Source organism: Pseudarthrobacter sp. lyk4-40-TYG-27 (genome assembly GCF_030209295.1).
In the GTDB taxonomy this organism is placed as follows: Bacteria; Actinomycetota; Actinomycetes; order Actinomycetales; family Micrococcaceae; genus Arthrobacter.
The window spans coordinates 15655-31267 of record NZ_JARVSH010000006.1 but is presented as its reverse complement, the minus strand read 5'-3'; the positions used below and the strand labels follow the sequence as shown (position 1 = coordinate 31267).

Genomic DNA, 15613 nt, shown 5'->3' with positions numbered 1-15613 from the left:
ATGAGGGCGCCCCTTATTGCCATTTCAGCGGCTCGGCAAACCGTCGATACCGCCTTCGGCCCGATGCCTTCAACAGTCCAGAACATGGCCTACGCCAACGGCGTCCTTGCCGCGGGCGGCCGTCCTGCCATTCTTCCGTCAACGGCAACAATCCCCGATGCGGCCCTTGAAGGGTTCGACGGGCTCATCCTCACCGGCGGCGGCGACATCAGCCCCCGACTGTATGGCGAGGACCCGATCGACACGGTCTATGACGTCTGCGATATCCGGGACGATTTCGAGATCGAGCTTTACAACGAGGCCATGCTTCGTGGCATACCGGTCCTGGCGACCTGCCGGGGAATGCAGCTTGTCAACGTCATTCGCGGCGGAACCCTGGTCCAGGAAGTAAGCCCGGACCGAGGGCACTGGCAGGACAACCCTTCGCACCAACCGTGGCACAGGGTGCAGCTGGAACCTGATTCCGAACTTGCCCGGATCGCTAAAGGCCTGAGCATCCCGGTGAACAGCTACCACCACCAGGGCCTGGGAAGGCTCGGGAAAGCCCTTCGCATTGTGGGACGGGAAGGCGATGTTATTGAGGCAATCGAAGCCGATGATGCCAGCCTGATCGGGGTGCAGTGGCATCCCGAACACATGGTCGATTATGACGAAGCCCAGAAGGCTCTCTTCGTGGATCTCGTGGAGAAGGCCGCGGCACACGCACAGTCAGAGCAACTACTTCAGGAGCAATTCTCATGAGCACAGAAACCGAGCGCGGGCTCAGCCACAACAAGTCAGACTTTGACTTCCACGGACGGGCACTCGACAACATTTTCGACGACTACCAGGACATGCTCGCCAACGGTCCTGTCGGTCACAGCGACAAGTATGGGGGCTTTTGGTACATCACCAAGAGCGAAGACATCTTCAATGCAGAGCAGGATCCTGACACTTTCGCTGTCGGTCCCTCCATGCTCCTCCCTGCCTTCGGCACCGATGTCCCCCTTATCCCGATTGACATCGATCCGCCGACCCACGCTGACTTCCGCAAGATCCTGCTGCCGATGTTCACTCCCATGAATGTTTCCAAGCTGGGCCCGGGAATGCGGGAGACCGCCCGGCAGCTCTGCCAGGAGGTCCTCGCGGCGGGCGACGTCGTTGATGTCTCGGCGAAGCTTGCCCGCCCGATGCCGACAATCATCTTTAGCCGCCTGGCCGGATATCCGGAGCAGGACTGGCCGATTTTCGACCGGTGGATCGATGAGATCATCTATGAGCGCACGGCCCATCCTGAAACGGCCTACGCGGCCGGACGCGAGCTCAACGATTACTTCGACCGCCTTCTCGACGAACGGGAAAAGGCCGGACCGGAAGCAGAGGCCAGCAACGATCTGATCACCCAGCTTCTGAAAGCGGAGGTGAAGGGACGGAAGCTCACGCGTGAAGATCTGCTGTCGTACTGCTACCTGCTCTTCCTGGCCGGGCTGGATACGACCGCCTGGGCAATCCGGTCCGCCCTTTGGTACCTTGCCGGCAACCCGCACGCCCAGCAGCAGTTGCGTGAAGACCCGGACCTGATCCCCACAGCTGCCGAGGAGTTCCTGCGGACGCTTTCTCCGGTCCAGGCCATGGCCCGCACAGCAAAAGCAGACACAGTTGTCCGTGGCCAGGAGATCAAGGCCGGGGAACGCGTCGTGCTCGTCTTCGGCGCGGGCAACCGGGACCCGGAGGTCTACGAAGAACCCAATGAAATCAAGATTGACCGTGAAGACAACCGCCATCTGGCCTTCGGCGGCGGTATCCACCGGTGCCTTGGATCGAACCTTGGCCGCGCCGAGATGGTTATTGCCATGGAGGAATTCCTGAAGGCTGTCCCTCACTTTGAACGGGCGAATGACGACGAGCCGTGGCACGGCGTCGGCCCGCTTACCCTCAAGATTGGAGCTTGATCACTATGGGAGAACTTTGGGTCGATGGAGGGCGTTGCCAGGGCCACGCCCGGTGCTGGGCGCTGGCACCCGAAACCTTCGAGATCGACGAGGAAGGCTATGCGCACGTCATTCCTGGCCGCGAAAACAGCGGCGACGAGCCGAACGTCCGCAAGGCCATCCGGAACTGCCCTGAACGGGCAATCCTTGAACGGGAATCGACCGAGGCCGGCGAAAAAGCCGCAGAGGTTTCGGCGTCGTGACACATCTGCCAGACCGGGTCGCGATTATTGGCGCTTCGGTTGCATCGGCGATGCTGATTGAACGCAGCCGTGAGCTTGGGTTTGCAGGCGAATTTATCGTCATAGATTCCGACCCGAATGCGCCTTACGACCGGCCCCCGCTATCCAAGCAGTTTCTTTTAGGCACTGGTTCCGTCGAACCGGCCGAGTGGTGGCCGGAGGCTACGCCGATCCTCAACGCAAAGGCGATCGGGCTGCTCCCTGACAAGCGGACTGTTCTGCTGGACAAGCTCGGAGAAGTGGCGGCTGACGCGGTCGTCATCGCATCCGGAGCCGGTTCCATCAGACTGCCAAAAGAGCCGGCAGGCGTTCTCAGCCTGAGAACCGCCGAGGATGCCCTCGCCCTGCGCAATGCCGTGGATGCAGGGGCTGCCAGTGCGATCATCATCGGCGCCGGAACCATTGGTGCGGAGCTCGCCTCCACACTGGCCCAGCGTGGGCTTGCGGTCACCGTAGTGGATCTGGCTCCGCAACCAATGCAGCGCTTCTTTTCAGGACATCTGGGGGAAGAAGCAAAGGCATGGATGCACTCGGCCGGTGTTGTAACCCACTTTGGAGTTGCTGTGGAGTCCATTCAGAAAACCGATGCCGCATGGACAGTCCAGGTCAGCGGCCTGGACCTGCACGCCGACCTTGTTATCAGCGCTGTCGGCGCCCGGCCCAATACTGAATGGCTGACCTACAGCGACCTCGACATTTCCAACGGAGTCCGTTGCACTGCCGACGGGAAGGCGCTGCTGACCAGCGGTGAAATCGCTGACGGGATCTTCGCTATCGGAGACGTTTCGGCACGGCAGGCCGAGGACGGAACGTTTCGGCGGTTCGAGAGTTGGACTCAGGCGCAACGGCACGGTGCAGCCCTGGCTGAATACTTCGCCGGCTTCGAATCCATTGAACTGGAACAGGCTCCGTACGGATGGACGGAGCAGTTTGGTCGAAAGGTCCAGGTACACGGGATGCTTCCGCCGGAAGGCGAACTTGTGCAGGTCTACGCTGCCGAGGAACGCAACGCCGCCTTGTACCGGATCGGATCCGCGGAGGAGGAGGCGGCCTGGATTGGCGTCAACGCGCCAAGGCAGTTCAGTCGGGCCTCCATGGGCATGAGCCTCCTAAGCTGAAAAGATGAATACCCCTGCTGAGCCCGCGGCGCCGCAACCGAACGAGGTCCTGCCGGCTGACTATCGCCAAAAACTCCAAATAGCAGAGCTCCGGGCAGATACCCTGTCTGAGCTCACGCAGCTCATGATGGAAGGACCCGATCCGCTCGCGCTTGCTCAAAGGGCAGTGGACCTGGTTGCCAGGGCAACAAACTCAGCAGGGGTTTTCGTCTACCTGTGGGATGAACAGGAACAAGTTCTTGTTATGCGTGCAGGTACCGCTGGAGTGCAGAGCCAGCAAGTTGGAAGGGTCACCCTTCGCCTCGGCGAGGGGGTAACCGGCTGGGTGGGGCTTACCCGGCAGTCAGTTGTCCTTAACAAAAACATTCAGCAGGATCCGCGGTTCGTCAGCATCAGCGAACTGCAGGAAGAAGATTTCAACTCGATGCTGGTAGTCCCGATCGTGGCTCCGACCGGGACGCTCCTGGGTGTATTCAGCCTCTGGTCGTATGTCGAGGAAACCTTCACGTGGGAGTCAAAGCTGATTGCCGACGAGGTGGGCATGCTGCTTGCCAGCGGCCTGCTGCAGGCTGAGACTGTTGATGACTTGCGGCGTCAGTCTGCAGCAGCACATTTCCTTGTAGATTTCCCGATCAACTCCGCCACTTCGGTTCTGCAATGCGCTCAAGTGGCCGCCCAGTCGATCCTCAAGCACATGAGCTCCGACGGTTGCGTCATCGAATATTTCGGTCGTGGTCCAGCCACATCCCCGCCCACTGCCATCGCAATGGACAAGGGCGAGCGAAGCGGAACAGTGGTTCGAACCACTCACTCACGAACAGCAACCTCCGAATTTATCGAATCCAACTTCGCCGGACATGAGCGGATATCTGTTTCCTTCGGCCTGACGAGCACCCGGGGCATCGTCACCTGCTACCGTCCACGCCGCTATTCCGCCAGGGAACTTGACCGACTCAGCGCCATTTGCTCCCAACTGGCCGCCCTGTTTGAAGCAGTAGAACTGGAATCGGTAGGTTCCTCCCATGCTTCACGCCTGCTTCGAAGCGTCGGCACGAGCACATTCGCCCGCATTCTGGAGGAGTCAGGCTGGTCAAAGGGCCGCACACTGCCTGTCCTGGTACGGGTGAAACGGCTGAAATTCGACTCGGATGCGGTGTCCAGGCGCATTGCCCCCTACCTGCAGGAACTGGCCGGCCCACGGTCCCTCGTCTTCACGGAGGGACCCCTCAGCCTGCTCTTTATTGATACCCCCTCCGGTACGGGAGAGGAGATCAAGGCGAAGCTGGAGACAACTCTTTCTGAGCTCGACGAACACCGCGGCGTCTCAGCCTTCGCCGGCCTCGGTCCGGTGGCCCGCGATGTCGCTTCCCTGCAGCCTGCGCTTTCCGACGCCGAGACCGCACTGGCATGGACAGAACTGGTTGCCAGGACGTCCGGGAGACGGGTCACCTCTTTCAGCGAAATAGAACATCTGCAGGACGTGCCGCTCGTAGGGGAAGGGATGTCTGCGGAGATCAAGGACGTGCTCGCTGAACTCAGGTCCCTCATGCGCTACGACGCAGAAAATGGAACCCAGTTGGCCGAAACAGTTGCCATGCTGCTATCCAACAAGGGATCCATTGCGGACACGGTCTCCAAGTTGCACATCCACCGCAACACGCTCCGGCAACGCCTCCAGCGCGTAGAGCAGCTCATCGGTCATTCCTTCGAAGAATCCGGAGACTGGCTACCCACAGGCATTGCCGCACGGTTGGCGGTGCGGGAAGGCCAGCGCGCGGTTCTTCAGTGACGGCAACGGCCGCCCAAACTAAATTCCTGTTCAAGGACCGTCCCATGGTGTGAATAGTGTCGACCCCAGCCATCCGAAGCGCCAATGCCTCAGCTCTGCAAGCACACACATTCGGATCTCCATGTGCAAATGGCACTGCGGTCGCGGCGATGCCGTTCGCTACCTTGAAGTATTGGAAACTCCGATCGCCCGATAAGGAATTCGAGCATGACCTACCAGCCAGATCTTTCCCGAGGCGCCGGCACTTTGCAGGCCCTCGTCATACAGCCGGATCCCTATTGCCCGATCGACCGTCTCGGCCTGTGGCTGCACGATGAGGGTATAACCACCAGAATTGTCCAGCCATTTAATGACGACGTGATCCCGGAAATACTTCGGGAGGACGCCCTGGTGGTCCTGGGCGGTGACATGAGCTCGCTGGACGACCATGTCTATCACTGGCTTGCCCACATCCGCAGCCTTATGGCAGCTGCTGCCAGCCACAGGAAGCCCACACTTGGGATATGCCTCGGAGCTCAGCTGATGGCACAGACTTTCGGCGGTACGGTGACCAGGGGCGACCAGGGCCTCGAGGCGGGAGTCGTAGAGGTAGCATTACGGTCCGAGGCGGCCGGGGATCCCCTGATGGCCGGGTTACCGGGCCCTTTCTGCGCCGGGGCCATGCATGGGGACATGATCGACCACCTGCCACCTTCGGCGGTCTGGCTCGGGATGACCGCCCAGTATCCGCATCAGGCTTTCCGGGTAGGCGAAATGTCGTGGGGAGTTCAGTTTCACCCTGAGCTGTCGCCGGCGGTCTACCGCCAGTGGCTATCCCTGGTCGACGAGAATGACGCGGTTGCCATGGAGCGGGCAGGGCATGGTATGCAGGCGTTCGAGAATCAAGACCAGATTGTGAGGGAGCATACTGAGGCAATGGCACGACGCTTCGCCCACCTGGTCCGAACGACCGCAACAGTGGCTTCCCAGTAGACCAAGTGGTGTGGCGGCGCTGCCGTTGCGGCTTGGACGTGTCCTGGACATCCGGCGCCGCGCCTCCTGCCCCCGGCACCAGTCATTCCAAGGGGGCGGGAACATGCCATATCCGTCGTGATCGGATGCGCCAGGTATGTGGCCCTTCGCAGATGAGCGTGGTTAGTGCTGGCTGAGACTGTCCCCGCCGGGCATTGGATGTTGTCGGTGCGGCGTGGTGCGGTGGGAATAAGGTCAGGGCCTCTTTGAATTGGTTGCGGCCAAGCAAACCAACACCCAAAAGAGACCCTGACATGAATAACTCTATGTCTTGTTCCGGTGGCCGCTGGTGCACGCGCGCCGGATGCGCTGCTCGGTGTCGAGGGCCTCCACATCAACTCCGTCACAGCAACCGCCAACGGCCTGGTTCTGCACGTCGAAACCGGTGAAACCCTCAGTGGCTGTCCGGGCTGCGGCGTCGTCGCGGTCGGGCACGGCCGCCGGCCGGTTCGTCTCCATGACACCCCGTGTTTCGGTCGTCCGGTGCGGCTGCTGTGGGCCAATCGCGTCTGGCGCTGCCCCGACCCGGACTGTCCGGGGGAACACCTTCACCGAGGAACACCCGTTGGCCGGGCCGCGGGCGAAACTCACCGCCCGGGCAGTGGCATGGGCGACCGACGCGCTGCAGCGTTTCGACACTTCCGTTTCAGCCCTGGCCCATCAGCTCGGCTTTTCCTGGCACACCGTCTGGGACGCCATCAAGGCAGAGGCCACCAGGCGCATCGGCATCACGGAACGGCTGGCCGGCGTGAACGCGCTCGGCGTCGACGAGCATGTCTGGTCACACACGGGCCCGCCGGGATCCGGCATGGTCACCGGGATCGTGGACCACACACGGGACGCCCGCGGCATAGTTCACGCCCGGTTGCTGAACCTCGTTCCAGGACGGTCCGGGAAGGCCTACGCCGACTGGCTCAAAGAGCGCGGTGCCGCCTTCACCACCGGCATCAAGACAGCGGCCCTGGATCCGTTCCGTGGCTACGCGAACGCAATCCGCGATGAATTGCCAGAAGCCATCACCGTCCTGGACGCGTTCCACGTCGTAAAACTCGGATCGGCCATGGTCGATGAGGTCCGCCGCCGCGTCCAGCAGGACACCCTCGGACACCGCGGCCGCAAGGGCGATCCGCTCTACGGCATCCGCCGGGCGCTGCAAGTCGGCGCCGAACACCTCACCGACAAACAAACCGCCCGGCTCGACGCGAAGCTCACCCTCGGGGACCCGCACCACGAGGTCGAGCGAGGCAGGGAACTAATCAACGAAGTGATCGCTTCGTTCCCGTCCTGCCCGATCCCGGAAATCTCACGACTGGGCCGGACGCTCAAACAATGGAAGGCAGCGATCCTGGCCTACTTCGACACCAACGGCGCCTCCAATGGACCCACCGAAGCGATAAATGGCGTCATCGAAACCACCCGCAGAATCGCCCGTGGCTTCCGCAACTTCACTAACTACAGACTTAGATGCCTACTCGCCGCCGGCGGCCACCGCCCCTACCGGATCAAACAAACGAACCATGCCTAAACGCGAAGGGCCAGGTATGTTGAAGCGCCTACGTATCTTGAGCTCCTTGCAACAAACAAACGCACCCGTGTCTTCAGGTGTTTCCCAGCACCGGCCCCAAGCGGTGTCGAACAGGTTCCCTCAAAGACGACGTCACGGTACTTTCTCGAAGGATGGTGCTCTCATGGTCAGCGGAGCCAGGGTCTCTCCGGCTGAGTAGCTGTCTGCGAAGACAGCCGCTCCTGCGCTGGTCAACGCTACCTGGACATTCGCCCACATGGTTACGCCGTCTTCCACCGACACCGCCGGCAAACGGAGATCGGCGAGCTGCACCGTCTCGTTTCCTTGCTCGATGGACAGGCATGCCCCGTCCGGCCCGACTTCTATTTTTGGGTTGCAAATTGCGACCGACATAAGCCCATGGTGGGCGAGGAAGCGCGCCTCCCCACCGAACTGGAGCACAAAGTGGTCACCGGCAGACTGGTCCAGGCTCTTGAACGGGAAATAGAACTGCCGGGTATTGGTCACGGCAGCACCGTCACGCAAGAGTATGCGTCCGTCATGCATGGACTGCACGTAGCGGACAAAGCTGTCTTTGACCGCCCATGCCATGCCGAGATCTGCTCTTTCAACAGTGAGTTCGGACATCAGGGCTCCTTTGTCGTTGCCAGGTTGCACAGGGCCGGTGGCGCTCCCCGCTCTCTGACACACCAGGTAGGGGAGGGGCTTGCGGCTGTTCATCTTCGACCATTTTCGTGGCGGTTCAGGTGATCGACATGTACTGCGGGCACATCATTCGCGCGGACCGTGTGCCTGGCGCCCATCGGAAAGGACGGTCGTTGAGGTTACGAGCCTGCTGGGGGAGCGCTGATGGGCGCGGCCCGTCAGGCCGGGTCTGAATTAGAGTGCCATATTCAGTCGTTCAGACGCGATGCACTCGTAGACGAGCCCGGGAGGAATCCGGTGGCAGAGCTCCAGGGTGTAGGACCAGGGGCCGTGCCAGGTGACAAGAACACCTGACGCTTCACTGTTGTCCCGTTGGGAACGCAGCCTGGTGATTGCTGCTGACAATTCATTATCACTGTGAAACCGTTCCCGATGCTGTACGTATCCAGCCGCCTTGGACTGCCCGCCCCTCATGATGCAGCCTCCCGCTGGAAGTCAGGGCAACGGCTGAACCTCTCGGTTTCCCACTTGTAGTCGACCCACACGTTGAAACCGTCTGCCCGGTGAAATAGCCGGCGGGGCTCAGCGCCGTCACTGTCGAGCCACAGGATTTGATCATCGTCGGTGACTGCATCGACAACTCCGCGCCGGATCTCCTCATCCTGAAGTTTAACAATGACCGGCTGGCCAATCAGCGGCTGCCACTTGGGTTGCAGGTGAAATGCCATTCGATGCTTTCCCTTCCTGTGAAGCGGGCCGTGTCTGCCTTCTATCGGGCAGACACGGCCGATGCCTTAAACCGTTACCAGGTCCTGCCAGTCGGCGAGGTCATGCCCGTGGGCATCGCTGACAGACTTGTGGGTGACCTTGCCTGCCGCCACGTTCAGACCGCCGGCGAGAGCGGGGAGCCGGTCGAAAGCACCCTTGACGCCGTAGTTGGCCAAAGCCACCGCGTAGCGGAGCGTGACGTTGGTCAGGGCGTAGGTGGAGGTGTTCGGGACAGCGCCGGGCATGTTGGCCACGCAGTAGAAGATCGTCTCGTGGACCTTGTACGTGGGTTCCTGGTGCGTGGTGGGGTGGGTATCTTCAAAGCAGCCGCCCTGGTCCACGGCGATGTCAACGAGCACCGAGCCGGGCTTCATCCGGGCCACGAGGTCGTTGGTGACGAGCTTGGGTGCCTTGGCGCCCGGGATCAGGACGGAGCCGATGACGAGATCAGCATCGATAACGGACTTTTCGATCTCGTATGAGTTGGACGCTACGGTCTTCAGGCGGCCCTGGTACTGGGCGTCCAGCTCGCGCAGCCGGTTGATGTTGATGTCCAGGATGGTGACGTCGGCGCCGAGGCCGAGCGCCATGGCCGCGGCGTTGGTGCCGGCGACGCCTGCACCGAGGACGACAACCTTGGCGGGACGGACGCCCGGAACGCCGCCGAGCAGCACACCCTTGCCCCCTGCCGGCGCCATGAGCGAGGTCGCACCGACCTGGACGGAGAGCCGGCCGGCCACTTCGGACATCGGGGCGAGCAGCGGCAGTGCCCGGCCTTCCTGAACGGTCTCGTACGCGATGGCGGTGACACCGGATTCGACAAGCGCCTGGGTCAGTGCGGGTTCCGCTGCAAGGTGCAGGTAGGTGAAAAGTAGCAGGCCCTCACGGAAGTGCCGGTATTCGGATGCCACGGGTTCCTTGACCTTCATCACCATGTCGGCCCGCGCCCAGGCCTCCTCTGCGGTCTCGACGATCTCGGCTCCGGCAAGGGCGTACTCCTGATCGCTGATGCCGGAACCGGCGCCGGCGCCGGTTTCCACGAGCACGTCGTGGCCGTTTGCTTTGAATTCGTGGACGCCGGCGGCAGTGATCGCGACGCGGAACTCGTTGTTCTTGATTTCCTTGGGGACGGAGATGATCATGACTCATGCTTTCTGAGGGGATTGATGCTTGTGGGCAAAAGAATGACAGAAAATGCGGAAACGTGAGCCCTGCTCGCAGGATCTGCGGCAGAATGGAAGCAGCTCATTAATTCCTGCATTGTGAGGAGCGTTACAGAGTGTCGGACTCGCAGAAACTGCAACAGGTGCCATTGGACGAAGTGGACCACAAGCTTCTAGGCCTGCTGTCCAATAATTCAAGGCGTACCAATCAGTCGTTGTCGGAGGCCCTCGGACTTGCGCCGTCAACCTGTCTTGCCCGCCTCAAGGCGCTCAAAGAGTCGGGGGTAATCAAGCGCTTCACCGTCGAAGTCGCACCCGAAGCAATGGGCCTGCCCCTCCAGGCCCTGGTCAGCGTGCGGCTTAGGCCTGGGGCCCGGCACCTGATGAATGCCTTCGGAAATGAGTTGCGGGACCTGCCCGAGATCAAGCAATTCTTCGTTCTTGGCGGTGCAGATGATTTCCTGATCCACATCACGGCCAGGAATACCGAGCACATCCGTCAATTCGTACTGGACCATCTGTCATCGAATCCTGCCGTCGCAGGCACCCAGACCAACCTCGTGTTCGAGCATGGCCACGGAACCGCCTTCGGACTCTAGGGATCTGGGACAAATGCCGCCGATGGCCCAAGCCAAAGGGCATCCCCGTTTTTCCCGACATCTGCGGCAGGCCCTGGTCGGCGAAACAGCAGGGACGCTGACTCCTTCCAGTCCATGTATTGCACTAGTGGGGGGCGGCCCCACCTGCTGCAATGGCAATACGAGACGCGAAAGAGTCGCTCATCAGGGAAAGGAGTCGAAGTGTCATCCTCAGATGCACATAACCCCGACTTTCAGAAAATCTTCGAAAGTCTGCCGAACCAATACATCATCGTCACCCCCGACAGAACGATCGTCGCTGCCACTGACTCGTTCCTTGCATCTACGGGAAAGAGCCGCGAGGGAATCGTCGGCATGGACATCCTCGAGGCTTTTCCGGACAACCCGGACAACCCTGACGCCAAGGGAACAGAGATTCTGCGCAGCTCCATCGAGCGTGTTGTCGAAACCGGCAAGATCGATATTCTTCCGCCTGTTCGCTATGACATCGAGAACTCAGACGGGATTTTCGAGCCCCGGTGGTTCCAGCCCCTGAACGCTCCGGCTTTCGACGATGACGGCAAGCTCGTCTATGTCCTGCACGGGGCGGAAGACATCACGGCTCAAATGACGAGCAAGAGCTGAACCCCGGCCGCCACCGACCCGATAAAGGACTGAAATTATGGACGACGTCAAAGCAACCCTCATTGGAGGACCGACCCTGCTCCTCGAGATCGCCGGCTACCGGATGATCACTGACCCCACCTTCGATTCCCCCCAGGTCTACCACCACCCAATCGCCGGACCCGTCATCAAGAAGCTCGCCCCCAGCGCCACCCCCGAGGAGCTTGGCCACGTTGACCTGGCACTCGCCTCCCACGAGCACATCGACAACCTGGACGTGGCCGGCCGGGGTTTTCTGACGATGGTGCCGCTTGCCCTCACCACGACGGAGGCTGCGAAGAACTTCGGCCCCAACGTCCGCGGGACCAGCGACTACGAGACTCATACCGTTACGCTTCCCGATGGCAGGCAGATGAAAATCACGGCAGTGCCGGCGCATCATGGCCCGGAGGGCGTGTGGGACGCACTCGGGCCCGTTATTGGCTTTGTCCTCGAAGCAGAGGGCATGCCGACGATTTACATCAGCGGTGATAACTCCGAGCTGGATATCGTGCGCGAAATTGCGGATCGTTTTCCAGCCATTGATATCGCTGTGCTCTTCGTCGGCGGCGCAAAATTCGATGTGATCGCAGATGGCGCGTACATCACCCTCAGCAATGACCGGGCCCTGGAGGCGGCCAAGATCATGGGTGTCAAGAAGGTCGTTCCAGTGCACGAGGATTCGTGGGAACATTTCAGCCAGAATGCGGACCAGATCAGCAAGCTTTTCGCCGATGCCGGGCTCAGCGAACTCCTCATCGCCTTGAAACCGGGGGAGTCTGCAGACATCCGGCTCTAGCAAACGGACCGCAGAATCGAAGGTTGGACGGTTATCGGCCAACCTTCGATTCTTGCTTAAAGGCAGAACCGGTGAAGGCCTGCGACGGACAGGCGGGCATCAACTTATGTGCGTGGCGCACACACAGCACCTCGAAGGGTCGGGAAGAATGGTGGCAGCACAACTCACGGATCGCTTGGAGCTCAGGGACGATGACGACCATTTCGGAGCAGTTCACCCGGGAACAAGACGACCTGGCGAAAACAGCAGGGCGCCCGAGTGCCGATTATTGGTCGATATCACAAGGGCTGCGGCTGCTGGGTGACCGCTGGTCCCTATTGATCGTGCGCGAACTCCTCTGCGGTGAAATGGGGTTCAACGATATGTCCCGGGCCCTGCCTGACCTTTCGCGGACACTGCTTTCCCAGCGGCTCAAGCGCCTGGTCCAGCTGGAGCTTGTCGTTCGCAACGATGAAACCGGCCCCCGCGGCTCACGACGCTACAGACTGACGCCGGTCGGCTACGCGCTGCGGCAGACCTTGGAGTCGCTGGGCCTCTGGGCGAGTCATTGGCATGCGCCCTTTGAGAATGACCTGCGGACAGGGCTTGGCACGCTGCTCGAACACATGGGCCGCAGCCTTGTGACAGATTCCCTGCCCAGGAAGTCGATTGTCCTGGGGTTCGAGTTCGACAACGTCAGGGGAGCTCCCCTTCATGGCTGGATCTGCACAGAGAACAGCAAGACAACCGCGAGCATCGGCCGCGCAGAACGTGTCCCGGATCTTCAGGTTCATGTCGCCCCGCGGGTGCTCTACGACCTCTGGTGGGGTCTGCGCCGCTGTGAGGAGGCGCGGCAGCTGGGCTCCATCGGGTTTGTTGGCCCGCAAGAGTGGGCTGCGGACTTCTCCGGCTGGTTCGCCCCTCGGGCAGCTTCCTAACGGTCAGCGCCCACCATACGGTGCCCCGCGGTTGACAGGCCCGCCGTTTCCCGGCTTCCTGCTATACAGGTACGTTGCACTGGGTCCTGTTTCTGGATGCCATGCAGGGATATGAAACAGGGTCTACACCCCTTAGCCGGGGGAGAGTAGGGTCAAGTAAACAGAGGTGCCGTCGCCCAAGCGTGTCTAAGAGACCACGTTGTGCCGGCGCTGCTTTCTTGGAGGAACCAGGATGGCTGGATGGAATGCTGACACGGCTGCCGGCCCAGTAGGGGCAGGGACCGTCACCCTGGTCGAGGAAACCTCGTTCTGCATTTCTTTGCCCAATGGCGACATTCATCCCGAGCACCCGCATGGCCTGTTCGTGCAGGACACCCGATTCCTGTCCCGCTGGAACCTGACAGTCAACAGTCATCCGCTTGAGTCCCTCGCTGCCGAGACGCGCGAGCCGTTCCGGGCCCTGTTTGCAGGTCGCGTTCCCCGTTCCGACGGATATGCCGACAGCCCGCTGATCGTGGAGCGCCTGCGGGAAGTCGGCGCGGGTATTCAGGAGCGACTTACCGTCCGCAATTATTCAACCAAACCCGTCGAATGCGCGATTTCCCTCGAGGTTGAAGCTGACTTCGCGGACCTTTTTGAAGTGAAGGAAGCCCGGATCCAGCGTGCGTGGGACGCAACCCGGTACGTGGATGGGGACCAGCTGACCATTTCCGGTGTCTGGCAAGGCATGCGAAAACGGGTCGTCATTCAGGCTCCGGGAGCAGAGGTGAAGCCGGAGGGGGTCACCTTTCTGGTATCTGTCCCACCGCAAGGGGACTGGAGCGCTGTCGTCAGTGCCCGGGTTGAGGTTGAAGGCTCTGGCCGGAGCGCCACCCTTGTCCACCCTGAGGGGGAGGAGTTGTCCCCCAGTGACCGGCGCCGCAAGGAATGGGTTGCCAGGATTCCCGTCGTTCGCATGGGTAACCGATCCATTGAGCGTACGTTACGGCGGAGCTACGACGACTTGGGTGCCCTCCGGATCGAGGATCCGGATCATCCCGAACGCGTTGTGGTGGCGGCAGGTGCGCCGTGGTTCATGACGCTCTTTGGCCGGGATTCCCTGTGGGCCTCGGAAATGGCGTTACCGGTGGATCCCTCACTGGCTTTGGGGACGCTGCAGACGCTGGCGGACCGGCAAGGAACCATCGTGGACCCGCTGACCGAGGAGGAGCCCGGCAAGATCCTGCACGAAGTAAGGCTTAGCCTCAATGCCGGTTTGGCCCTTGGAGGCAAATCAGCCTACTACGGGAGCGTCGACGCGACTCCGTTATTTGTGGATGTGCTCGGAGCCGTCAGCCGGTGGGGATTCGGAGCAGATATTATCGCCGGTTTGCTGCCCCACGCGGACCGCGCCCTGGAATGGATACGTCACTACGGGGACAAGGACGGCGACGGTTTCGTCGAATATGAACGGCTCAACGACCAGGGCCTGATAAACCAAGGCTGGAAAGACTCCTGGGACGGCATCAATTTTGCCGATGGAACACTTGCGGAGCCCCCGATCGCGCTCTGTGAAGTCCAGGCCTATGTCTATGCTGCGTATACCGCGCGTGCCTGGATGGCATACGACGCGGGCGACACGGCACGGGGAGATGATCTCGCCGATCGGGCGGCGGAACTGAAGCGGAGATTTAACGAGCAGTTCTGGATGCCGGACCGGGGGTACTATGCAATCGCACTCGACGGCAGGAAGCGACAGGTGGACGCGTGTGCTTCCAACATGGGCCACTGTCTGGTCTACGGACTCGTAGACGAGGACAAGGCTCCGCAGGTTGCCGAGCGGCTTATGTCTCCGGAGATGTTCAGCGGCTGGGGTATACGGACCTTGGCCAGCAACATGGGCGCATATAACCCGGCCAGCTATCACAACGGCTCGGTATGGCCCCACGACAATGCAATCATCGCTGCCGGTCTGTTGCGATACGGCTTCGTGGCGGAAGCACAGCGCATTACCACTGCGATATTGGAAGCCGCCGAATTCTCGGGCGGGCGCTTGCCCGAGCTCTTCTGCGGCTTCAGCCGTGATCAGTTCGCCGAACCCGTACCCTATCCAACGGCGTGTTCGCCCCAGGCTTGGGCAGCAACGGCCCCGATCCTCCTGGTGACGAACCTGATGCGGTACGACGTTCATGTCTCCCGTCGGGGACTGTGGATGGATCCTGTGCTTCCGGAAGCCTATGGTGATCTGCACATCACCAACGCACCTGTGGGTGGCGGCCGGATCACCATCGACATCGATAGGTCCGGCCCCTCTATTCAGGGCCTGCCTGAGTGGATGGAATTTCGACGCGGACATCGGCCATGGATTACGGAACTGGTCGAACAGGCAGACCGCCGACGACGGAAGTAGGCAGCCTGACTGTCGTCGACACCCTCGATGTTACAG

Annotated in this window: 14 protein-coding genes and 1 pseudogene; 12 read left to right on the top strand and 3 right to left on the bottom strand. The window is 61.2% G+C overall.

Annotated features, from left to right (window positions below):
- The 7 genes and pseudogenes from QRM96_RS11950 (at window position 1) to QRM96_RS11915 (ending at window position 7655) form a co-directional block, all read left to right on the top strand.
- Window positions 1-741, top strand: a complete 741-nt coding sequence (locus QRM96_RS11950) for a gamma-glutamyl-gamma-aminobutyrate hydrolase family protein (protein WP_133830834.1) — start codon at window positions 1-3, stop codon at window positions 739-741.
- Entirely contained in the window at window positions 738-1931 is a 1194-nt protein-coding gene (locus tag QRM96_RS11945) for a cytochrome P450 (RefSeq protein ID WP_285319839.1), read from the top strand. Before QRM96_RS11950 ends, QRM96_RS11945 begins: the two co-directional genes overlap by 4 nt.
- Window positions 1932-1936: 5 nt before the next feature.
- Window positions 1937-2173 (top strand): ferredoxin, encoded by a 237-nt coding sequence (locus tag QRM96_RS11940; protein WP_133830832.1) that lies wholly within the window; start codon window positions 1937-1939, stop codon window positions 2171-2173.
- Window positions 2170-3330, top strand: coding sequence for an NAD(P)/FAD-dependent oxidoreductase (locus tag QRM96_RS11935; protein WP_285319837.1), 1161 nt, complete (start codon window positions 2170-2172; stop codon window positions 3328-3330). The genes QRM96_RS11940 and QRM96_RS11935 overlap by 4 nt, the downstream gene beginning before the upstream one ends.
- Window positions 3331-3334: 4 nt before the next feature.
- Window positions 3335-5119, top strand: coding sequence for a helix-turn-helix domain-containing protein (locus QRM96_RS11930; protein ID WP_133830831.1), 1785 nt, complete (start codon window positions 3335-3337; stop codon window positions 5117-5119).
- Window positions 5120-5326: 207 nt separating this feature from the next.
- On the top strand, window positions 5327-6091 hold the full coding sequence (locus tag QRM96_RS11925; protein WP_133830830.1) for a type 1 glutamine amidotransferase: 765 nt from the start codon (window positions 5327-5329) through the stop codon (window positions 6089-6091).
- 293 nt (window positions 6092-6384) lie between these two features.
- Window positions 6385-7655: pseudogene (locus tag QRM96_RS11915) on the top strand (ISL3 family transposase).
- Window positions 7656-7787: 132 nt separating this feature from the next.
- Here the strand turns inward: QRM96_RS11915 and QRM96_RS11910 are convergent.
- From QRM96_RS11910 to ald, 3 genes are all read right to left on the bottom strand, one after another.
- Window positions 7788-8282, bottom strand: coding sequence for an HtaA domain-containing protein (locus tag QRM96_RS11910; protein WP_285319836.1), 495 nt, complete (start codon window positions 8280-8282; stop codon window positions 7788-7790).
- 488 nt (window positions 8283-8770) lie between these two features.
- Window positions 8771-9028 (bottom strand): hypothetical protein, encoded by a 258-nt coding sequence (locus QRM96_RS11905; RefSeq protein ID WP_133830829.1) that lies wholly within the window; start codon window positions 9026-9028, stop codon window positions 8771-8773.
- Window positions 9029-9094: 66 nt separating this feature from the next.
- Entirely contained in the window at window positions 9095-10210 is a 1116-nt protein-coding gene (gene ald, locus QRM96_RS11900) for an alanine dehydrogenase (protein WP_166183130.1), read from the bottom strand.
- A gap of 137 nt (window positions 10211-10347) precedes the next feature.
- On the opposite strand from ald, the gene QRM96_RS11895 reads away from it, so the two are divergent.
- The 5 genes from QRM96_RS11895 (at window position 10348) to QRM96_RS11875 (ending at window position 15577) form a co-directional block, all read left to right on the top strand.
- Window positions 10348-10830: an Lrp/AsnC family transcriptional regulator gene (locus QRM96_RS11895; protein ID WP_056387789.1), complete on the top strand. Its 483-nt coding sequence runs from the start codon at window positions 10348-10350 to the stop codon at window positions 10828-10830.
- Between the two features lie 201 nt (window positions 10831-11031).
- Complete coding sequence (locus tag QRM96_RS11890; RefSeq protein WP_205679365.1) at window positions 11032-11454, top strand: PAS domain S-box protein; 423 nt, start codon at window positions 11032-11034, stop codon at window positions 11452-11454.
- A gap of 37 nt (window positions 11455-11491) precedes the next feature.
- Window positions 11492-12271: an MBL fold metallo-hydrolase gene (locus QRM96_RS11885; RefSeq protein ID WP_133830826.1), complete on the top strand. Its 780-nt coding sequence runs from the start codon at window positions 11492-11494 to the stop codon at window positions 12269-12271.
- A gap of 191 nt (window positions 12272-12462) precedes the next feature.
- Window positions 12463-13188, top strand: a complete 726-nt coding sequence (locus tag QRM96_RS11880; protein WP_285319835.1) for a winged helix-turn-helix transcriptional regulator — start codon at window positions 12463-12465, stop codon at window positions 13186-13188.
- 232 nt (window positions 13189-13420) lie between these two features.
- Entirely contained in the window at window positions 13421-15577 is a 2157-nt protein-coding gene (locus QRM96_RS11875; RefSeq protein ID WP_285319834.1) for an amylo-alpha-1,6-glucosidase, read from the top strand.
- The last annotated feature ends 36 nt before the right edge of the window (window positions 15578-15613 follow it).